17 protein-coding genes are annotated in these 17,994 nt (G+C 75.1%); 14 read left to right on the top strand and 3 right to left on the bottom strand.

Features of this window, described 5'->3' with window-relative positions:
• Nucleotides 1–222 precede the first annotated feature (222 nt).
• A complete protein-coding gene (locus tag ACFYWL_RS28360) occupies nt 223–798 on the top strand; it encodes an NADPH-dependent FMN reductase (protein ID WP_386978859.1) in 576 nt (191 codons plus the stop codon).
• Nucleotides 799–851: 53 nt separating this feature from the next.
• On the opposite strand, the gene ACFYWL_RS28355 is transcribed toward ACFYWL_RS28360, so the two are convergent.
• Nucleotides 852–1,781 (bottom strand): diacylglycerol/lipid kinase family protein, encoded by a 930-nt coding sequence (locus ACFYWL_RS28355; protein WP_386978856.1) that lies wholly within the window; start codon nt 1,779–1,781, stop codon nt 852–854.
• Nucleotides 1,782–1,926: 145 nt separating this feature from the next.
• Between ACFYWL_RS28355 and ACFYWL_RS28350 the strand changes: the two genes are divergently transcribed.
• A complete protein-coding gene (locus tag ACFYWL_RS28350) occupies nt 1,927–3,555 on the top strand; it encodes an alkaline phosphatase D family protein (RefSeq protein WP_386978854.1) in 1,629 nt (542 codons plus the stop codon).
• Nucleotides 3,556–3,640: 85 nt separating this feature from the next.
• Here the strand turns inward: ACFYWL_RS28350 and ACFYWL_RS28345 are convergent, their stop codons facing one another.
• A complete protein-coding gene (locus tag ACFYWL_RS28345) occupies nt 3,641–4,468 on the bottom strand; it encodes an amidohydrolase family protein (RefSeq protein WP_386978851.1) in 828 nt (275 codons plus the stop codon).
• Nucleotides 4,469–4,578: 110 nt separating this feature from the next.
• Here ACFYWL_RS28345 and ACFYWL_RS28340 point away from each other — a divergent pair, with 110 nt between their 5' ends.
• From ACFYWL_RS28340 to ACFYWL_RS28315, 6 genes are read left to right on the top strand one after another with little or no spacing between them, the layout of a single operon-like run.
• The gene (locus ACFYWL_RS28340; protein WP_386978848.1) at nt 4,579–5,841 is read left to right on the top strand and encodes a M20 family metallopeptidase; all 1,263 of its coding nucleotides are present in this window, start codon (nt 4,579–4,581) and stop codon (nt 5,839–5,841) included.
• The gene (locus ACFYWL_RS28335; RefSeq protein WP_386978845.1) at nt 5,838–6,839 is read left to right on the top strand and encodes a Gfo/Idh/MocA family protein; all 1,002 of its coding nucleotides are present in this window, start codon (nt 5,838–5,840) and stop codon (nt 6,837–6,839) included. Before ACFYWL_RS28340 ends, ACFYWL_RS28335 begins: the two co-directional genes overlap by 4 nt.
• Nucleotides 6,840–6,852: 13 nt before the next feature.
• A complete protein-coding gene (locus tag ACFYWL_RS28330) occupies nt 6,853–8,154 on the top strand; it encodes an ABC transporter substrate-binding protein (RefSeq protein ID WP_386978842.1) in 1,302 nt (433 codons plus the stop codon).
• Between the two features lie 60 nt (nt 8,155–8,214).
• The gene (locus ACFYWL_RS28325; protein WP_386978840.1) at nt 8,215–9,171 is read left to right on the top strand and encodes a carbohydrate ABC transporter permease; all 957 of its coding nucleotides are present in this window, start codon (nt 8,215–8,217) and stop codon (nt 9,169–9,171) included.
• Nucleotides 9,168–10,001 (top strand): carbohydrate ABC transporter permease, encoded by an 834-nt coding sequence (locus ACFYWL_RS28320; RefSeq protein WP_386978837.1) that lies wholly within the window; start codon nt 9,168–9,170, stop codon nt 9,999–10,001. Before ACFYWL_RS28325 ends, ACFYWL_RS28320 begins: the two co-directional genes overlap by 4 nt.
• Nucleotides 9,998–10,480 (top strand): L-rhamnose mutarotase, encoded by a 483-nt coding sequence (locus ACFYWL_RS28315; RefSeq protein WP_386978835.1) that lies wholly within the window; start codon nt 9,998–10,000, stop codon nt 10,478–10,480. Before ACFYWL_RS28320 ends, ACFYWL_RS28315 begins: the two co-directional genes overlap by 4 nt.
• A 143-nt stretch (nt 10,481–10,623) precedes the next feature.
• Here the strand turns inward: ACFYWL_RS28315 and ACFYWL_RS28310 are convergent, their stop codons facing one another.
• Nucleotides 10,624–11,754: a mandelate racemase/muconate lactonizing enzyme family protein gene (locus tag ACFYWL_RS28310; protein ID WP_386978832.1), complete on the bottom strand. Its 1,131-nt coding sequence runs from the start codon at nt 11,752–11,754 to the stop codon at nt 10,624–10,626.
• A 132-nt stretch (nt 11,755–11,886) separates the two neighbouring features.
• Between ACFYWL_RS28310 and ACFYWL_RS28305 the strand changes: the two genes are divergently transcribed.
• Genes ACFYWL_RS28305 through ACFYWL_RS28280 form a run of 6 tightly spaced genes read left to right on the top strand, consistent with a single transcriptional unit; the run spans nt 11,887 to nt 17,912 of the window.
• Nucleotides 11,887–12,822, top strand: a complete 936-nt coding sequence (locus tag ACFYWL_RS28305; RefSeq protein WP_386978828.1) for a thiamine pyrophosphate-dependent dehydrogenase E1 component subunit alpha — start codon at nt 11,887–11,889, stop codon at nt 12,820–12,822.
• A complete protein-coding gene (locus tag ACFYWL_RS28300) occupies nt 12,815–13,795 on the top strand; it encodes an alpha-ketoacid dehydrogenase subunit beta (protein WP_386978825.1) in 981 nt (326 codons plus the stop codon). Before ACFYWL_RS28305 ends, ACFYWL_RS28300 begins: the two co-directional genes overlap by 8 nt.
• The gene (locus tag ACFYWL_RS28295; protein WP_386978822.1) at nt 13,792–14,610 is read left to right on the top strand and encodes an SDR family NAD(P)-dependent oxidoreductase; all 819 of its coding nucleotides are present in this window, start codon (nt 13,792–13,794) and stop codon (nt 14,608–14,610) included. The genes ACFYWL_RS28300 and ACFYWL_RS28295 overlap by 4 nt, the downstream gene beginning before the upstream one ends.
• 46 nt (nt 14,611–14,656) lie before the next feature.
• Nucleotides 14,657–15,979, top strand: a complete 1,323-nt coding sequence (locus ACFYWL_RS28290; protein WP_386978819.1) for a hypothetical protein — start codon at nt 14,657–14,659, stop codon at nt 15,977–15,979.
• The gene (locus ACFYWL_RS28285; protein ID WP_386978816.1) at nt 15,976–16,332 is read left to right on the top strand and encodes a YciI family protein; all 357 of its coding nucleotides are present in this window, start codon (nt 15,976–15,978) and stop codon (nt 16,330–16,332) included. The genes ACFYWL_RS28290 and ACFYWL_RS28285 overlap by 4 nt, the downstream gene beginning before the upstream one ends.
• On the top strand, nt 16,332–17,912 hold the full coding sequence (locus ACFYWL_RS28280; protein WP_386978813.1) for a hypothetical protein: 1,581 nt from the start codon (nt 16,332–16,334) through the stop codon (nt 17,910–17,912). Before ACFYWL_RS28285 ends, ACFYWL_RS28280 begins: the two co-directional genes overlap by 1 nt.
• Nucleotides 17,913–17,994 lie beyond the last annotated feature (82 nt).

The following is a 17,994-nucleotide window of genomic DNA, read 5'->3' as shown; positions in this document are numbered from 1 at the left end:
GGGGGGGCCCCGGGGGCGCCCCCCCCCCGGGGGGGGCCCCCGGGGGGGGGGGCGCGGGGGGCCCCCCCCCCCGCGGGGGGCCCCCCCCCCCCCCCCCGGGGGGGGCCGGCCCCCGACGGCGGGCGGCTCCGCCGCGCCCGGATTGACCTCAACCTTGGTTGAGGTCATACGGTCGGCGGGTGGCCGTCGAGGGACGGCCCGTCGTCCCTCCTGGAGGATGCGTTGTCCGAGTCCCCGTACCGGCTGGCCGTCATCGTCGGAAGCGTCCGCGACGGCCGGTTCGGCCCCGTCGTGGCGAACTGGTTCTGCCGCCGGGCGAGCCAGCGCGGCGGCCTCGTCGTCGACCTGGTCGACCTCGCGCACGTCCCGGCGGCGCTCGGCGGCGCGCCCGCGACCGCGACCCCGGACGAGGCGCCCTTCGCGGAGCGGATCGCGGCGGCCGACGCCGTCGTGGTGGTGACGCCGGAATACAACCACAGCTACCCGGGGCCGCTGAAGGCCGCGATCGACTCGGTGGGCGCCCAGTGGCACGCCAAGCCGGTCGGCTTCGTCTCCTACGGGGGCATCTCGGGCGGGCTGCGGGCGGTGGAGCACCTGCGGGTGGTCTTCGCCGAGCTGCACACCGTCACCGTCCGCGAGACGGTCAGCTTCGCCGGCGCCCACGCCTGCTTCGACGCGGCCGGGGAGCCGGTCGACGCCGGCCCGGTCAACCGCGCGGCCACCGTCATGCTCGACCAGTTGGGCTGGTGGGCCGAGGCGTTGCGCGCGGCGCGGGCGGCCCGGCCGTACGGGGGGTGAGAGGGGAACCCCTCTCTACCGAAAGCGTTAACAGGGGGCCCTTCCTTGCGCCGTCAGCGGTCCGGGGCGTCGGCGGGGGCCATCACCCGCAGCGCGTTTGCGGCCAGCCCGATCCGGATCGGGGTCTGGCCGCACAACTCGCCGTCCACCTCGACCCGCGCCGGCCGGTCGGTCTCCAGCCACAGCTCGCCGACGGCGAGGAACGGCGTCTCGGCGAGGGTGCGCCGGGCCCCCGTGGCGGCGTTGCGGGCCGTGTCCCGCAGCAGGCCGCGCCGGGTCGGCCCGCCGACCGGGTACGCCACCAGCAGCCGGTCGTCGGCGTCGGTGTCGGCGGTGATGGGCCGGCCGGCGTGGAAGCCGCCGTTGGCCACGTAGAGCTGGTGGGTGTGGAACTCGTGCGTCGCGTCCCCCGCCCGCACCGTGGCCCGCAGCGCCCGGTGCCGGGCCAGCAGCGCCAGCGCGGTCGCCGGGTACGCGAGCCGGCCGGTGACCCGCTTAAGCGCCGGTGGCGTCCGCAGCATGATGTCGGCCGACATCCCCACCCCGACGTGGTTGGCGAACGGCACGTCGCCGGCCAGCCCCAGGTCGACGTCGATCACCTTGCCGTCGGCGAGGACCGCCACGGCGGCGGCCAGGTCCAACGGGAGGCCGAGGGTGCGGGCGAAGTTGTTGGTGGTGCCCAGCGGCAGCAGGCCCAGGGCCACGTCGCGGTGCGCGAGCAGCCGGGCGGCGGCGCTCTGCGTGCCGTCGCCGCCGCCCGCGACGAGCAGGTCGGGCCCGAGCGCCAGGGCGTCGTCCAGGCTGCGCTCCAGCTCGCCGGGGTGCTCGGCCGGATACGCCCCGAGCAGCTCGAAGCCCGCGCGGGCCAGCAGCGCCCGGGCGTGCTCGTAGAGGCGGCGACCCCGGCGGGAACGGGCGTTGACCACCAGCGCCGCCCGCCGGTCCCGCCGGATGGCCGCGCCCAACTCCTGCTTCGTCCGCATGGCTGCCGACCCTATCTCCGCCGGCCGGGCAGGCCGGTGGCCAGGCTGCCGCATGGCAGGCGACGGCCGACAGCCGGTGAAGGATCGGCGAACAGTGGCGCGCGGGGCAGCGGCCGAGACGGTGAGGACGGTAGATACGTGAGGCATGACGAACACCATCGACCGTCGTACCCTCCTGCGGCTGGCCGGCGCATCCGCCGGGACGGCCGTGCTCGCCGGCGCCACCCTGGCCGGCGCGGCCCCCGCCGGCGCGGCCGGCGGCGCGTTCCGGCACGGGGTGGCCTCCGGCGACCCGCTGCCCGACGGGGTCCTGCTCTGGACCCGGCTCACCCCCACCGACGAGGCGCAGCCCGGCTCCGGCGTCGGCCCGGAGGCGGAGGTGATCTGGCAGGTCGCCGCCGACGCCGACTTCGCCACCGTGGCGGCCCAGGGCGCGCTGACCACCGGCCCGGCCCGCGACCACACCGTCAAGGTGGCGGTCACCGGCCTGGCCCCGGCCACCACGTGGTGGTACCGGTTCGGGCACGCCGGGGCGTGGTCGCCGACCGGGCGCACCATGACCGCGCCGCCCGCCGACGCCGACATCGACCGGCTCCGCCTCGGCGTGGTTTCCTGCGCCAACTGGGAGGCGGGCTACTTCTCGGCGTACCGGAACCTGGCCGACCGGGGCGATCTCCACCTCGTCGTGCACCTCGGCGACTACCTCTACGAGTACGGCACCGGCGAGTTCGACGCCGGCGGGTCGGTGGTGCGGCCGGTGCTCCCGGCGCACGAGGTGCTGACGCTGGCCGACTACCGGATCCGGCACGCGCTCTACAAGACCGACCCGGACCTGCAGGCGCTGCACGCCTCGGTGCCCTGGGTGATCACCTGGGACGACCACGAGGTGGCCAACGACCAGTGGTCCGGGGGCGCGGAGAACCACACCCCGGCCACCGAGGGCGACTTCGCCGCCCGGGTGGCCGCGGCCCGGCAGGCGTACGCCGAGTGGATGCCGGTGCGCACCGGCGCGGACGGGGCGATCTACCGGCGGCTGCGGTTCGGGCGGCTGGCCGAGCTGTCCATGCTGGATCTGCGCAGCTACCGGTCGCAGCAGGCGTCGGGCTCCGCCGTCGACGACCCGGCCCGGACGATCACCGGGGACGCGCAGATGTCCTGGCTCAAGAGCGGCCTGGCCGCCTCCACCGCCCGCTGGAAGCTGGTCGGCAACCCCGTGATGATCGCCCGGGTCGACCTCGCCACGCTGCCCGCCTGGCTGCTCGGCCCGATCGGCCGGCTGCTGGGCGTCCCCGAGAACGGCGTGGTGCTCAACCCCGACCAGTGGGACGGCTACAACGCCGACCGCAACGAACTGGTCGACCACCTGCGCGCCACGGGCACCCGCGACGTCGTCTTCCTGACCGGCGACATCCACACCTCGTGGGCCAACGAGGTCACCACCCGGGCCACCGGCACGTCGGCCCCGGCCGCCGCCGAGTTCGTGGTGCCCTCGGTGACCAGCGACAACGTCAACGACTTCCTCGGCCTGCGGGAGGGCAACGCGCTCAGCGTCCTCGGCGCGGACCTGCTCCGGGCGACCAACACGCACGTGCGCTGGACGGAGCTGGACGGCCACGGCTACGGCGTGCTGGAGGTGACCCGGCAGCGGTGCCGGATGGACTGGTACCACCTGGCGGACCGGACCCGCCCGGGCAGCGCCAGCCGCTGGGTGGCCGGCTGGTCGGTGGCCGCCGGGTCGTCGACGCTGCGCCGGGAGGCCGCGCCGCAGGCGTGATCCGGCGGCGGTGGGGCGGGCGGGAGGTGGCCCGCCCGTCCCGCCCCGGCGGCGGTCGCCGGGGCCGTCCCGCCCGGCCCCGGCGTCAGCGCCCGCGCAGGGCGCGGCGGAGGTTGCCGCCGAACACGTCGGCGGTCTCCTCGGCGGAGAGCCCGTCGAGCCCGGCCGGCCGCAGGGTCTGGGCGAACGACACGTGGTCCAGGCTGGGGGAGAAGTCCGAGCCCCAGTAGAGCCGCCGCGCGCCGAACCGGCGCAGCAGCAGGTCGACGAACGGCCGGGCGGCGTCGTGCGGGTACGCCTCGGCGGGGTCGCTCACGGCGTACAGGCCGGAGACCTTGACCCCGACGTGCGGCAGCCGGGCCAGGTCGGTCAGCGGGGCGAGCCGGTCGGCGGCGGCCTGCGGAGCCGGCACGGCCCGCTGCCGGCCGGGCAGCCCGAGGTGGCTGACCAGCACCGGGCACCCGTCGAGGGCGGCCAGTGCCCGCCCGAGCCTGCCGGTCGCCTCGGGCGTGGCGTTGAGGCTGACCACCGCGCGGGCGGCGTTGAGCGGCCCGGCGGCGGCCAGGGCCCAGGCGGCGAAGGCGTCGGCCGAGCCCGGGTCCGGCAGGTACGCGGCGACGCCCACGAACCCTGCCGCCCAGAGGCGGTCCAGCCCGGCCCGGTCCGTGCCGGTGACCGGAACGTACGCCACCGGCGCGATCCAGTCGTGGGTGGCCGCGAGCCCGGCGAGATGCCGGTTGTTGCCGGCGAACTCCGGTGCGCCCTCGTAGCCCACCACGAGCGCCCGGCCGATGCCGTGTTCGTGGCGCAACGTCCGGTAGACGGCGAGTTCGTCGCCCCCGGCGGGGGACCGTCCGTAGCGGCCCGGATACCCGTCGGCGAAGAGGTGCAGGTGTGCGTCGGCGCGTTCCATGGCCGGACCCTAACCGATTCCGAGCTGCCCATTGACGTGGGAGGACCCCTCGCTTAGGTTCTTGTCTCAATTAGGTCCGGATTATCGGACGCAGGCGAGGGGTGGTCCGCGTGGTGCAGGCGTACGAGGGCGTTGATGATCTGGTGCGGCTGCGGCGGCAGCTTCACCAGCACCCTGAGCTGCGGTTCACCGAACGGCAAACGGCGGCTGTCCTCGCCGGCCGGCTCGCCCCGATCGCCCGGGTTCGCTCCGGTGTCGCCGGCACCGGGCTCGTCGCCGAGATCGAAGGACGTGCCCCAGGGCCCTCGGTCTTGCTTCGGGCCGATATGGACGCCTATCCGGTGCAGGACGCCAAGGAGGTGCCCTGGGCGTCGGGCAACCCGGGGGTCTGCCACGCCTGCGGGCACGACGTGCACATGGCCGTCGTCTCCGGTGTCGCGGCCCGGATCGCGGCCGACCCGCCCGAGCGGGGCACGGTGACCGTGCTGTTCCAGCCGGCCGAGGAGATCCCCTTCGGCGAGGACTCCGGCGCCGCCGCCGTGCTCGCCGACGACGCCCTGCGCGGCCGGCGCTTCGACGCCGTCCTCGGCCTGCACTGCTGGCCCGACCTGCCGGTCGGCGCGGTCGGCGTCGACCGGGAGACCGCGATGGCGGCCAAGGACGCCTTCCGGGTCGAGGTGCTCGGCCGTGCCGCGCACGCCGCCACCCCCGCCCTGGGCCGGGACGCCATCCTCGGCCTGGCCGGCATCGTCAACCTCCTGCACGCCGGGGTCGCCCGCTCCCGCAACCCCCACGAGCTGGTCGCCTTCAACATCGGCACGATCGCGGGCGGGGCCAGCCAGAGCCAGGTCGCCGAGCGGGCGGAGGCCACCGGCACCCTGCGCACCCACGACGAGGCCACCCGCGGGCGGCTCAAGGAGGTCGTCGAGCGCATCGCCCGGCAGCAGGCCGCCGCGCTCGACCTGGGCCTGCGGTTCACCTGGGCCAACGAGATGCCGCCGGTGCGCAACGCCGCGCCGCTGGTGGCCCTCGCGCACGCCGAACTGCCCGCCGTGGTCGACGTCGTCGACCTGACCGCGCCGCCGCTGACCACCGACGACTTCGCCCTGCTCGCCGCGCTCGGCCCCAGCCTGTACGTCAAGCTCGGGGTGACCGGCGACCGCGGCGGCGCGCCGCTGCACTCGGGCGCCTTCGACGTCGACGAGCGGTGCATCGGGGCGGGCGTGGCCGCCCTGGAACGCCTCACCCGGGCCGTCCTCGCCGGCCGGCTCGCCGAGGCGGAGACCGCCGACGCCCCCGGCACACGGGAGCTCCCCGGCGCGCGGCGCGCCGCCGGCGCCGCCCCCGCCGCCGCCGAGGCGGTCGGGGCATGAGCCGCCCGTCCGTGGCCGTGATCGGCGCGGGGGCGTTCGGCGTGCGGCACCTGGCCGCGTACCGGTCGCTCGGCGTGCCCGTGCACGCCCTGGTCGAGCCCGACGCCGCGACCCGGGCCCGGGTGGCCGCCGAGCACGACGTGCCGCGGACGTACGCCTCCGTGGCCGAGCTGCTGGCCGCCGCCGGGCCGGACGCCGCGTCGGTGTGCGTCCCCGGCCCGGCGCACCGCGCGGTCGCCGTGGACCTGCTCGCCGCCGGGGTGCCCGTGCTGGTGGAGAAGCCGCTCGCCGCGACCGCCGCCGACGCCGCCGCCATCGTGGCCGCCGCCGAACGCGCCGGCGTGCTCTGCCAGCCGGGGCACATCCTGCGGCACAGCGCCCCGCACCGGGCCCTGCACGACGCGGTCCGTGCCGGCCGGATCGGCGACGTGCTCGCCGTGTCGTCGCGCCGCGACCGGCCCCGCACCCTCAGCCGACTCTTCCCGCGCGAGCACCCCGCGCTGCTCACCGCCGTGCACGACATCGACCTGGCCCTCTGGTACGCCGGAGCGCCCGTGGTCGAGGTCCGCGCGGCGGCCCGGGCCCGACCCGGATCGGCCACCCCGGTCCTGGTGTGGGCGGAGCTGCGGCACGCCAACGACGTCGTGTCGTCGATCCGCAACAGCTACCTGCTGCCCGAACACACCCCGAACCACACCTCGGACCTGGTCGAGGTGTACGGCACCGACGGGGTCGCGCACGTCGACCTCGGCCACCCCACGCTGCTCGTCCAGGGCGAGCCGACCGAGGCACCGGACTGGCTCCTCTCCCCGGTCGACGGCGGCGGCGCGCTCGCCGCCGAGCTGCGGCACTTCCTCGGCCGGATCGACGGCACCGAGCCGACGGCGGTCGTCCCGCTCGCCGACGGCCTGCACGTCGTCCGGGTCGCCGAGGCCGTGGTCGACAGCGCCACCGCCGGCGGGTCGGCCCGCCGCGTCCCTCAGAGCCCCCACTTGTGACAGGAGCTACCCGATGTTTCGACGGAGTTTGGCCGGCGCCCTCGCCGCCGGCATGGCGGCCGCCGCGCTGCTGACCGGATGCGGCGGCAGCGGCGACGACGCCAGCGACGGCCCGGTCACCCTGAAGGTGCTGACCTGGGAGCCCGGCGGCACCGAGTACTGGAAGCAGGTCAAGAGCAGCTTCGAGGCCGGGCACCCGAACATCAAGCTGGAGATGCAGTCCGTCCCCTTCGACAAGTACCCCGAGGTGCAGGGCCCGTACATCACCTCGCAGTCCGGGCCTGACGTGATGGCCAACAACGCCGGCCTGGAGCTGTTCGACCGGCGCGGCGCGTACGTGCCGCTGGGCGACAAGGCCGCCGAGATCACCAAGGACCTGGTCACCTACAGCGGCGCCTGCGAGGGCTTCGACACCAGCAAGACCTGCTACGGCGTGCCGTTCTCCTACCAGGGCAACGTCCTCTACTACAACAAGGCCGTCCTGACCGCCGCCGGCCTGGACCCGGAGAAGCCCCCGGCGACCTGGGACGAGTTCGGCGCGGCCTGCGACGCGGTGAAGAAGGCCGGCAAGACCTGCCTCGCGCTCGGGCTCTCCGGCACCTTCCCGGCGTACTGGGACTTCCCGGAGATCGCCCGCAACTATCTCACCGAGGACGACATCCGGGCCCTGCTTGCCGGCAAGCTGTCCTGGAAGGACCCGAAGCTCGTCGCGGTGCTGGAGAAGCTCGCGGAGATCACCACCAAGGGCTGGGCCAACAAGAACGCCCCGTCGATCACCATGCTCCCCGACGGCGCGGACATCTTCCAGCGCGGCGACGCCGCGTTCGCCGGCACCATCATCTCCGACGCGGTGAACTGGGAGGCGTTCGGCAAGGCCCTCGGCGACGACAAGCTCGGCGTCACCCGGTGGCCGGCGATCGACCCGGCGGCCCCGCTGGCCCAGAAGTTCTCCGGCATCGAGGGCGCCGTCTACGGCGTCACCCAGTGGAGCAAGAAGAAGGAAGCCGGCCTGGAGTTCATCACCTGGCTCGCCGGCAAGGAGAACGGCGAGCTGTGGGTCAGGTACGGCAAGGGCCAGCCGCTGAACAAGAACGTCGACAAGGCGCTGCTGCCCTCCTCGCCGGCCTTCCTGAAGATCCAGGAGCTGGTGGCCCAGCCGACCCTGCACGCCGGCGTGATGCTCTCCGGCCCCGAGGCCGACGCCCTGGCCCGCGGCTGGCAGCAGGTCACCCTCGGCCAGCTCACCGTCGACAAGTGGGCCGAGCAGATGCAGCAGGCGCTGGAGCGCAGCCCCACGAAGAAGCAGACCAAGTAGCCACCCCGGGCGGGGCGAGCCTCGTCGCCCCGCCCGGCCAGCCCCGGGGGAGGAACCCTGATGACGATCTCCACCGCGCCGGAGCCGGTGGCCGCCGACGCACCGCCCGCGCCGGCCCGCCGCCGGGCCCGCCGGCCCGGCCAGGCCCGGGAATGGTGGCTCGGCGCGGCGCTGGTGCTGCCCGCGCTCGCCCTGGTCGTGCTGTTCAAGCTGGTGCCCCTGGCGCGGGGCGTGCTCACCAGCTTCGAGGCGTCCAGCGGGTTCGGCGGCAGCGAGTTTGCCGGGGCCGACAACTACACCCGGATGTTCGACGACCCGATGGTACGCACCAGCTTCCGCAACGCCCTGCTGGTGGTGGCCACCCTGCCGGTGTGGGTCGTGGTCCCGCTGGTGCTGGCGCTGCTGATCCACCAGCGCTCGCCGGGGTGGAAGTTCTTCCGGGCGGTGTACTTCGTGCCGTACACCATCGCGCCCATCGTCGTCGGCATCATGTTCCGGCAGATCCTCGCCCCCGACGGGCCGCTCAACGCCCTGCTGCGCGGCGTCGGCCTCCAACCGCTGGCGATCGAGTGGCTCAACGGCCGGCACAGCGCGCTGTTCTCGCTGGTCGCGGTCGCGCTGTGGAGCTTCTTCGGCCTCGGGGTCATGACCTACCTCGCCGGGCTGGCCACGATACCCGAGGAGACGCTGGAGGCGGCGTACCTCGACGGGGCGGGCTTCTGGCGGCGGCTGTTCTCGGTGGTCGTGCCGATGCTGCGCCCGACCGTGGCGTACTGGAGCGTGCTCTGCGCCTCCGGCGTGCTGATCTGGCTGTTCCCGCTGATCTACGCGCTGACCCAGGGCGGGCCGGGCGACGCCACCATGCTCCCCGAGTACCTGGTCTTCCTGACCACCTTCCAGTTCCTCGACCGCGGCTACGGCTCGGCCATCGGCATCGCCCTGTTCGTCTTCGTCGCCGTGCTGTCGATCTTCAGCGTGCGGCACATGTTCACAGAGGGGACCCGCAAGCCGCGATGAACGCGCGCCACTCCGCCCGCATCGGGCGCTACCTGCTGACGTTCGCGTTGGTCGTCGTCGCCGTCGCGGCGATCTACCCGCTGCTGTTCACCGTGGTCAGCTCGCTGAAGACGCAGGCCGGCTTCGCCGACGACCCGCTGGGCCTGCCCGCCGGGATCACCCTGGACAACTATCTCGAGGCGTTCCGCCGGATGAACATGCCCCGGCTGCTGCTCAACTCGCTGATCACCACCGTCGGCGGGCTGGTGTTGTCGGTGCTCGCCGCGCTGCTGGTCGCGTACGCGGTGACGAAGCTGCGCTTCCGCGGCGGCAAGATCGTCTTCCTGTTGATCATCGTGTCCCTGACCATCCCCAGCCAGGCGATCATCTACCCGCTCTACCAGACCGTGCTCGACCTGGGCATGTCCGGCGAGTACCAGGGCCTGATCCTGGCGTACGCGGCGTTCGGGCTGCCCCTGGGCACGTACCAGCTCGCCGGCTACTTCCAGCAGGTGCCCGACGAGCTGATCGAGGCGGCCCGCGTCGACGGCGCGGGGCACATGACCATCCTGTTCCGGCTGCTCGCCCCCATCGCCACCCCGGCCCTGGCGGCGCTGGCCATCTTCAACTTCGTCTGGATGTGGAACGACCTGCTGCTGCCCCTGGTCATCATGGGCGGCTCGGACAGCAAGACGCTGATGGTCGGCGTCTCCCTGCTCAGCGGCCAGTACGACGTGTCGGTGCCGCTGGTCAGCGCCGGCCTGATCGTCGCCCTGCTGCCGGTGCTGGTCATCTACCTGGTCTTCCAGCGGCAGCTCGTCTCCGGCGCGCTGGCCGGCTCCGGCAAGTGAGCGCCCCGGCGGGTGCCGGCCCCGGCCGTCCGCCGGCCGGGGACACGGGCCCGGCCCGTCGCGCGGCGGGCGACACCGGCCCGACCCGCCGCGCGGCGGGCGACACCGGCCCGGCGCGGCGCGCGGCGGGCGCGACCGCCGGGCCGGGGGAGCAGGTGTGCCACCTGTACCGGCTGCGCCCCGGCGCCGAGGCGGAGTACGAGCGCCGGCACGCCGAGGTGTGGCCGGAGCTGTCCGCGCTGCTCGACGAGGCGGGCATCTACGACTACGCCATCTACCGGCGGGACCTGCTGCTGGTCTGCGTGCTGCGCACCCGCTCGGGCTTCGCCCACGCCGGCGCGGTCACCGCCGCCTCGCGCGTGCAGGCCCGCTGGACGGCGTCGCTGGCCCACCTGTTCGCCGAGATCGCCGACGCCGACGGCGAGCCGCTGTGGGCGCACCGGGTGTTCCACCACCCCGGCCACCCGCCGCCCGCCTAGGGGCGGGGCGCACTGCCGCCGGCCCTGCGCCCCGCCCTGTCCTGCGCCGCCCTGCCCTGCGCCGCCCCGCCGCGCGCCCGCACCCGCGCCTGCGGTGAGAAGGGTTCCCTTCTCGACCGCAGGCGTTAACAGGGGGCCCTTCCTTACACCGCGTACGCGACGGAGCCGTCGGCGCGCAGCGGGATGCGGGTCAGCGGCCGGCCGGTCAGGTCCAGCGGAGTGGGGTCGGACAGGTCGAGGGTGACGCCCAGCCCGGGGTCCTGCGGCACCGGCAGGAACCCGCCCTCGCGGCGCACGCAGGCCCGGGCGGGGCCGTCGGCGAGCGCGTCGTCCAGCGGCGAGTACTCCTGGGTGACGAAGTTCGGGATGACCGTGTCCAGGTGCACCGAGGCCATGGTCAGCAGAGGCCCGAGGCAGTTGTGGGTGACCACGGCCGCGTGGTGGGCCTCGGCCAGCGCGGCGATCTTGCGGGCGTGGCTGAGGCCGCCGGCCAACCCGACGTCGGGCCGCACGTACTGCGCGCCGCCCTGGGCGAGCAGCTCCTTGAACTCCCAGATGGTGTGCAGCCGCTCCCCGTTGGCCATCGGCACGCCCGGGGCCCGCCGGACCACCCCGGCCTGGCTGCTCACGCTGTCGATCTGGATCGCGTCCTCCACCATCAGCGGGTGGTGCCGGGCCAGCGCCGGCACGACCGCCTCGGCCTGCAACGGGGTGAGCTTGCGGTGCAGCTCGATCAGCAGGTCGACGTCCGCGCCGACGGTGTCGCGCACCGCCGCCGTGGTGGCCTCGGTCTCGGCCACGAGGCGGGCCTGCGACAGGTCACCGTAGTTCGCCGGCAGCGGGTCGAACTTCACGGCGGTGAACCCGTCGGCGACGGCGGCGGCGGCCTCGGCCGCCAGGGCCTGCGCGCCGGTTCCGCCCAGCAGCAGGTGCAGCCGGATCCTCTCGCGCACCCGGCCGCCGAGCAGCTGCCACACCGGCACGCCGAGCCGCTTGCCGAGCAGGTCCCACAGGGCCAGGTCGACGGCGGAGACGGCGGCGGTGAGCACCGAGCCGCGGAACGGGCCCATCCGGTAGAGGTGGTGCCAGTGGTGCTCGATCCGGCCGGCGTCCGCCCCGACCAGGTAGGGCCGGAACGTCTCCACGACGGCGTGCACCGCCGTCGGGTAACCCCAGCAGGCGGACTGGCCGACCCCGGTCAGCCCGTCCGCCGTGTGCACCCGGACGAAGTGCGCGTCGCCGCGCACCGCCGACTCGACCTCGACGATCTCCATGCCCGCTCTCCCAAATTAGAGACCAATAACGGCCACAAACTTGCTTCAGCACTCTTCCATAGCCTTGGACTGCTGGTCTAGGCTCCACAACCAACGAGCCGGAATAAGGCTCAATTATCTCTGGGGGGTGTGATGGGGCTGCCGGACGACTATCGGCTCATGGCCCGGATCCGCCGGTTCGAGGAGCGGCTGACCGCCCTCAAGGACGCCGGCGAGATCCCGGGCTCGATCCACCTGTGCAACGGCCAGGAGGCCATCCCGGTCGGCGCCTGCCGGGCGCTGCGCGACGGGGACCACGTCACCGCGACCTACCGGGGGCACGGCTGGGCGATCGCCCGGGGCGTCGACCTCACCGGCCTGTTCGCCGAGATGATGGGCCGCGACTCGGCGCTGTGCGGCGGGCGCGCCGCCTCGCCGTACCTGTCGGACCCGGGCCGCTGGTTCGTCGGCGAGAACTCCATCGTGGGCGCCGGCGTGCCGATCGCGACGGGCGCGGCGCTCACCGCCCAGCGCACCGGCAGCGGCGCGGTGTCGGTGGTCAGCATTGGCGACGGCGCGATGAACCAGGGCAACGTGCACGAGGCGCTCAACCTCGCCGCCGTGCTCGACCTGCCGCTGGTGCTGGTGGTGGAGAACAACGTCTACTCCGAGATGTCGCGGATCTCGGACATGGTGCGGGTCAGGCAGCTCGCCGAGCGGGCCGCCGGCTACGGCCTGCCCGGCCGGGTGGTCGACGGCAACGACCCCGACGCCGTCGCCGAGGCGGTCGCCGAGGCCGTGGACCGGGCCCGCGAGGGCTCCGGCCCGTCCATCGTGGAGGCCATGACCGAGCGCCTCGTCGGCCACTACAGCGGCGACGCGCAGCACTACCGCCCGGCCGGCGAGATCACCGCCGCCCGGCAACGCGAGCCGCTGGCCCGCATCCGCGCCGCCGCCGACGCGGACCTCACCGCCCGGCTCGACGCGATCGACGCCGAGGTCGACGCCGAGATCGAGGCCGCCGTCACCGCCGCCCGCGCCGTGCCCCACCCGGACCCGGCGACCGCGAGGGAGTACGTCTATGTCTGAGTCGCTGCGCTACATCCAGGCCGTCAACGCGGCCCTCACCTGGGCCCTGGACAGCCGGACCGACACCGTCTACTTCGGCGAGGACGTGGCGCTGCCCGGCGGGCCGTTCGGCGCCACGAAGGGGCTGCACAAGCGGTTCGGCTCCGACCGGATCTTCGACACCCCGATCTCCGAGACCGGCTTTCTCGGCATGGCCCTCGGCGCGGCCATGACCGGGCTGCGGCCGATCGCCGAGATCATGTACGCCGACTTCTCGTTCGTGGCGATGGACCAGATCGTCAACCAGATCGCCACCATCCGCTACTCCAGCGCGGGGCGGTGGAAGGCCCCGCTGGTGATCCGGATGCAGCAGGGCTACTCGCCCGGGGCGTGCGCCCAGCACTCGCACTCGCCGGAGGCGTACTTCGCGCACACCCCCGGCCTGCGGGTCGCGCTGCCGGCCACCCCCGACGACGCGTACCAGATGCTGCGCACCGCCGTCGTCAGCGACGACCCGGTGGTGGTCGCCGAGGCCAGGATGCTCTACCCGACCCGGGGCCCGGTGCGCACCGACGCCCCGGTGGAGCCGGTCGGCGGGGCCCGGGTCGTCCGGCCCGGCGCCGACGTCACCGTCGTCGCCTGGTCCCGGATGGTGTCGGCGTCCCTCGACGCCGCCACCACCCTGGCCGGGGAGGGCGTCGACGTCGAGGTGGTCGATCTGCGCTGGCTCAACCCCCTCGACTTCGACACGGTCGCCGCGTCGGTGGCCCGCACCGGCCGGCTGGTCGTCGCGCACGAGGCCAACCTCACCGGCGGGTTCGGCGCGGAGATCGCCGCCCGGGCCGCCGCCGAGTGCTTCGCCGACCTGCGCGCGCCGATCGCCCGGGTGGCCGCCCCGGACGTGCCGATGCCCGCCGCGCCGGCCCTACAGGCCGTCGTGGTGCCCGAGGCCGCGACCGTGGCCGACGCGGTACGCCGGACGGTGCGGGCGTGAGCGACGGGGTCCCGCCGTCCGGTGCGGGCGCCCGGGTCCCGCCGTCCGGTGCGGGCACCGGCGGCGGGGCCGTCGCCGGCCTGCTCGCCGGACGGCGGGTGGTCGTGGTCGGCGGGGCGTCCGGCATCGGCCTGGCCACCGTGGCCGCCGCCGCCGACGCCGGGGCGGCCGTCGCCGTGCTCGACGCCGACTCCGCCGGCGCGGACCGCGCCGCCGCGCAGGCCCGCGCAGCCGGGGCCACGGCCTGCTCCCGGGGCGTCGACGTCACCGTCGAGGACGAGGTCGCCGCGGCCCTCGACGCCGTGGCCGCCGACCTGGGCGGCATCGACGCCGTGCTGCACGTGGCGGGGGTGATGCGCGGCCAGGGCCTGGACGTGCGCGACGTGCCGGTGGAGCTGTGGGCGCGGGTCATCGCCGTCAACCTCACCGGCCCGTTCCTGGTCGCCAAGCACGCCGCCCGGCACCTGAGCCCCGGCGACGGGGTGCTCGTGCTGGTCGGGTCGAAGGCGGGCGTGCAGACCGGCTCCGGCTCGGTACCCTACGGCGCGAGCAAGGGAGGGTTGCACGGTCTGGCGCTCACGCTGGCCCGACAGCTCGGTCCACAGGGGATCCGCGTGCACGCGCTCTGCCCGGGTGACATCGACACGCCGCTGATGCGGCGGTCGCTGGACGAGGCGCGGGCCAACGGCGCCGACGGCGGGCGGATCGCCGCGGTCGAGGCCACGTTGGGTCGCCCCGAGGACGTCGCCTCGGTGCTGGTCCTGCTGGCGTCACCGGTCAGCGCCGGCCTCGCCGGCACGGTCTGCACCGGCTGAGCACCCCACCCACCAGGCCAGCGGCGCACCACATGGAGGCAGCATCGTGATCGGGATCATCGGCCCGGAGGACTCGACCCGGCTCGTGCAGGAGGTGGCGGCCGGGGAGGGCCGCGCGGACACCGTCACCGCGCGCGCCTACACCCGGCCCGAGCAGGCCCCCGACCTCGCCCGCGAGCTGGACGAGGTGTGCCAGGTGCTGCTGTTCACCGGCCGCATCCCGTACGCGTTCGCCAGCGCGGCCGGCGACCTGCGGGCGGAGATCGACTATGTCCCGCACGCCGGCATCGACCTCTACCGGACCCTGTCGCGGATGCTGCTGGCCACCGGCGGGAAGCTGCCCCGGGTCAGCGTGGACACCATCGAGGCCGAGATCGTCCGCGAGACCTACCACGACATCGAGGTCGCCCCGCCGACCGAGATCCTGCCGATCGCCGACTCCTCCGGGCTGCTCTTCTCCGGCCTCGACGAGATCACCGCCTACCACCGCGAGCGCTACGCCTCCGGCGCGGTCGAGGCGTGCCTGACCTGCCTCGGCGCGGTGCACCGCGACCTGGCCGACAGCGGGGTGCCGGTGTGGCGCGTCGAGCACACCCGCGCCTCGGTGCGCGACGCGCTGCGCCGGGCCTGGCTCGCCGCCGAGGTGCGCCAGTCCCGGGCCACCCAGATCGCCGTGATGATGGTCGACCTCGGCGCGTCGGCGCATCGGGCGCAGGACCCGTACCAGGCCGAGCGGCAGCGGCTGCGGGTGCGGGAGGCGCTGCTGGAGCACGCCGAGCGGATGCGCGGACGGCTCGCCACCGTCGACGACCGCACCATGCTGATCACCACCACCCGGGGCACCGTGGAGAGCGCCATCGCCCGGCACCGCGACGGGCACGCCTCCCTGCTCACGCTGCGCGGCGTCGACGTCGAGCACGCCGTCGGCTTCGGCGCGGGCACCACGATCGCCGCCGCCGAGGACAACGCCCGCAAGGCCCTCGCGCTGGGCCGGCACAGCGGCGACACCCACGTGGTCTTCCCCGACGGGGAGGTCTACTCCAGCCGGGAGACCACCGTGCGCCCGCGGCTGCGGGAGACCGCCCCGGGCGTGCTGCGCGTCTCCGAGCAGCTGCGCATCGGGCCGCTGTCGACCCGCCGGCTGCTGGAGGCCCTGCACCAGATGGACCCCGACCAGGTCACCGCCCGGGGGCTGGCCGACGCGTACGGGGTGGAGGCGCGCTCGGCCCGCCGGCTGCTCAAGGCCCTGCGGGCGGCCGGCTTCGCCGAGGAGGTCGGCGTGCACGTGAGCACCGGCGCGGGCCGCCCGCAGGCCGTCTACCGGGTCGCCATGCGGCGGCTCCTCGGCGCGATCGGAGCCGAGGCGTGAACGGGGGCCGGGATGTGCGCGGACCGGCCCGCTGCGAGGACGCGGACGCGCCGCTGCGGTTCGAGCCGACGTACCTCGTCACCGCCGCCTTTGCCGCCGACGCCGCCGCCCGGCGCGAACCGCACCGGGCCGCCCACCTGGCGCACGTGCGCGCCCTGCTCGCCGACGGCACCGCCCTGGTCGCCGGCGCGCGCGCCGACCTGACCGCCTCCGTGCTGGTGCTGCGGGCCGCCGACGCGACCGCCGCCCGCGCCCTCGTCGAACAGGACCCCTACTGGCGGCACGGGGTGTGGACCACGCTCGACGTGGCCGACTACCTCGCCGCCACCAGCCACACCCTCGGGAGGACATGATGTCGTCGTACCGCCAGGTTCCCGGCGTGCGGGTGCTCGGGGCCGAGCACGCGCCGTACGCCGCCGCCCTGCTGCGCGAGGCGTGGGGCGACGGCGGCCCGGACGCCGTGCCGGTGCGCCTCGCCGTCGACCCGGCGCTGCCCGAGGGCGGCCACCGCGTCGACGTGCCGGAGGCCGGCGAGATCCGGCTCACCGGCGACCCGTTCGCCGGCCTGGTGTACGCCGCCCGCGACCTCGTCGGCCGGGCCACCGGAGCCAGCCTGCCCGTCGGCGCGTCCGCCGCCGCGCCCGGGCTGCCGCTGCGCACCCTGTGGACCTGGGACCACTCCACCAACTGGGACACCCGGCAGCTCGGCCAGCAGGAGATCGGCGCGCTCAACCCCTACGCCAAGTCCGCCGACGCGTTCGGCGCGGACTACCGGCGGCTGGTCGACTTCTGCTCGCGCGAGCGGATCGGCGGCATCGTCGTGTACGGGCTGCTGCGCGACGCCCACGGCGGCGTCGAGGCGGCCCGTGACCTGTGCGAGTACGCCAACGCCCGGGGCGTGCGGATCATCGCCGGGGTGGGGATCAACGCCTACGGCGGGATCTACTTCGACGGCCGGCACCGCTACAACCTGGCCACCTGGCTGCGGCAGCGCCCCGACCTGGCCGCCGAGCTGCCGAAGAAGGTCGGCTTCGACATCGACGAGTTCGGCGACCTGCACTTCCCGGCCAGCGAGTACATGATGGCCGCCTGCCCGTCCCAGCCGGACAACCTCGCCTGGCACCGCGACGCCATCGACTGGCTGCTGGACACCCTGCCCGTCGGCGGGATCAACTTCGAGACCGGCGACTACGGAAGCTGCGCCTGCGCCCGCTGCGCCCAGCGCACCGGCGGCGAGCGCACCTCCTGGTCGTACGAGGCGATGCGGGCGGTCTACCCGACCCTGCTGGAGACCGCCCGCCGCCCCGGCCCGGCCGGGGTGCCGCTGCGCCACCTCGTCGAGGTCTACTGGGACAACATCTTCGACCTCGACGCGCAGCAGCCCCTGGCCGACCTGCCCGACGACGTCGCCTACCAGTACTGCGTGAACCGGGGCTTCTGGCACGACCACCGCGACCGGCTCACCTCCGCCCACGTCGACCGGCTGCCGCACACCACGAACGTGCTGCGCACCCACGCCGGGTCGCAGTGGAACCGGCAGCGCCACTCCTGGGTGCCCGAGATGTACGCCGACATGGCGGCCCGCTGTGGCGCGGCCGGGATGCGGGGGCTGACCATCTTCGCCGAGGCGGCGGCCTACCACCCGACCAACGAGATCAGCTACCTGGCGTACGCCCGGTTCTCCTGGAACCCGGAGCTGGCCTGGGCGGACTTCTGGCGCGACGAGGTCGCCCCCCGCTTCGGCGGTTCGGCGGAGGCCGAGGCGTTCCGCGACGGCGCGGCCCTGCTCGACGACCCGGCGGCCGACGCGGCGGCCCTGACCGCCGTGCGCGGCGACGCCCTCGCCATGGTCGCGGCGACCGGCGGGGAGGTGCAGCGCCGCTGGCTGTGGCTCGCCGAGCGGGCCGCCCGGTACGCCCACTCGGCCGGCTGACCGCCGCCCGGCCGGCGGCATGACGGTTGCCGCGCGGGACCATGACAGTCGTGTGAAGAATCCGCCGGCCGGGTGGCGGCGG

Origin of the sequence: Micromonospora sp. NPDC002575 (assembly GCF_042889525.1) — a bacterium.
In the GTDB taxonomy this organism is placed as follows: Bacteria; Actinomycetota; Actinomycetes; order Mycobacteriales; family Micromonosporaceae; genus Micromonospora; species Micromonospora carbonacea.
Note: the sequence above shows the minus strand (reverse complement) of the source record. Positions and strands in the feature narration are given on the sequence as shown.

Excerpts from the sequence above, each read along its gene's own strand:
- ACFYWL_RS28280 (WP_386978813.1), top strand. The coding sequence starts at position 16,332 with ATGTCGTCGTACCGCCAGGTTCCCGGCGTGCGGGTGCTCGGGGCCGAG.
- ACFYWL_RS28330 (WP_386978842.1), top strand. The coding sequence starts at position 6,853 with ATGTTTCGACGGAGTTTGGCCGGCGCCCTCGCCGCCGGCATGGCGGCC.
- ACFYWL_RS28335 (WP_386978845.1), top strand. The coding sequence starts at position 5,838 with ATGAGCCGCCCGTCCGTGGCCGTGATCGGCGCGGGGGCGTTCGGCGTG.
- ACFYWL_RS28355 (WP_386978856.1), bottom strand. The coding sequence starts at position 1,781 with ATGCGGACGAAGCAGGAGTTGGGCGCGGCCATCCGGCGGGACCGGCGG.
- ACFYWL_RS28320 (WP_386978837.1), top strand. The coding sequence starts at position 9,168 with ATGAACGCGCGCCACTCCGCCCGCATCGGGCGCTACCTGCTGACGTTC.
- ACFYWL_RS28345 (WP_386978851.1), bottom strand. The coding sequence starts at position 4,468 with ATGGAACGCGCCGACGCACACCTGCACCTCTTCGCCGACGGGTATCCG.
- ACFYWL_RS28300 (WP_386978825.1), top strand. The coding sequence starts at position 12,815 with ATGTCTGAGTCGCTGCGCTACATCCAGGCCGTCAACGCGGCCCTCACC.
- ACFYWL_RS28325 (WP_386978840.1), top strand. The coding sequence starts at position 8,215 with ATGACGATCTCCACCGCGCCGGAGCCGGTGGCCGCCGACGCACCGCCC.
- ACFYWL_RS28310 (WP_386978832.1), bottom strand. The coding sequence starts at position 11,754 with ATGGAGATCGTCGAGGTCGAGTCGGCGGTGCGCGGCGACGCGCACTTC.
- ACFYWL_RS28350 (WP_386978854.1), top strand. The coding sequence starts at position 1,927 with ATGACGAACACCATCGACCGTCGTACCCTCCTGCGGCTGGCCGGCGCA.
- ACFYWL_RS28305 (WP_386978828.1), top strand. The coding sequence starts at position 11,887 with ATGGGGCTGCCGGACGACTATCGGCTCATGGCCCGGATCCGCCGGTTC.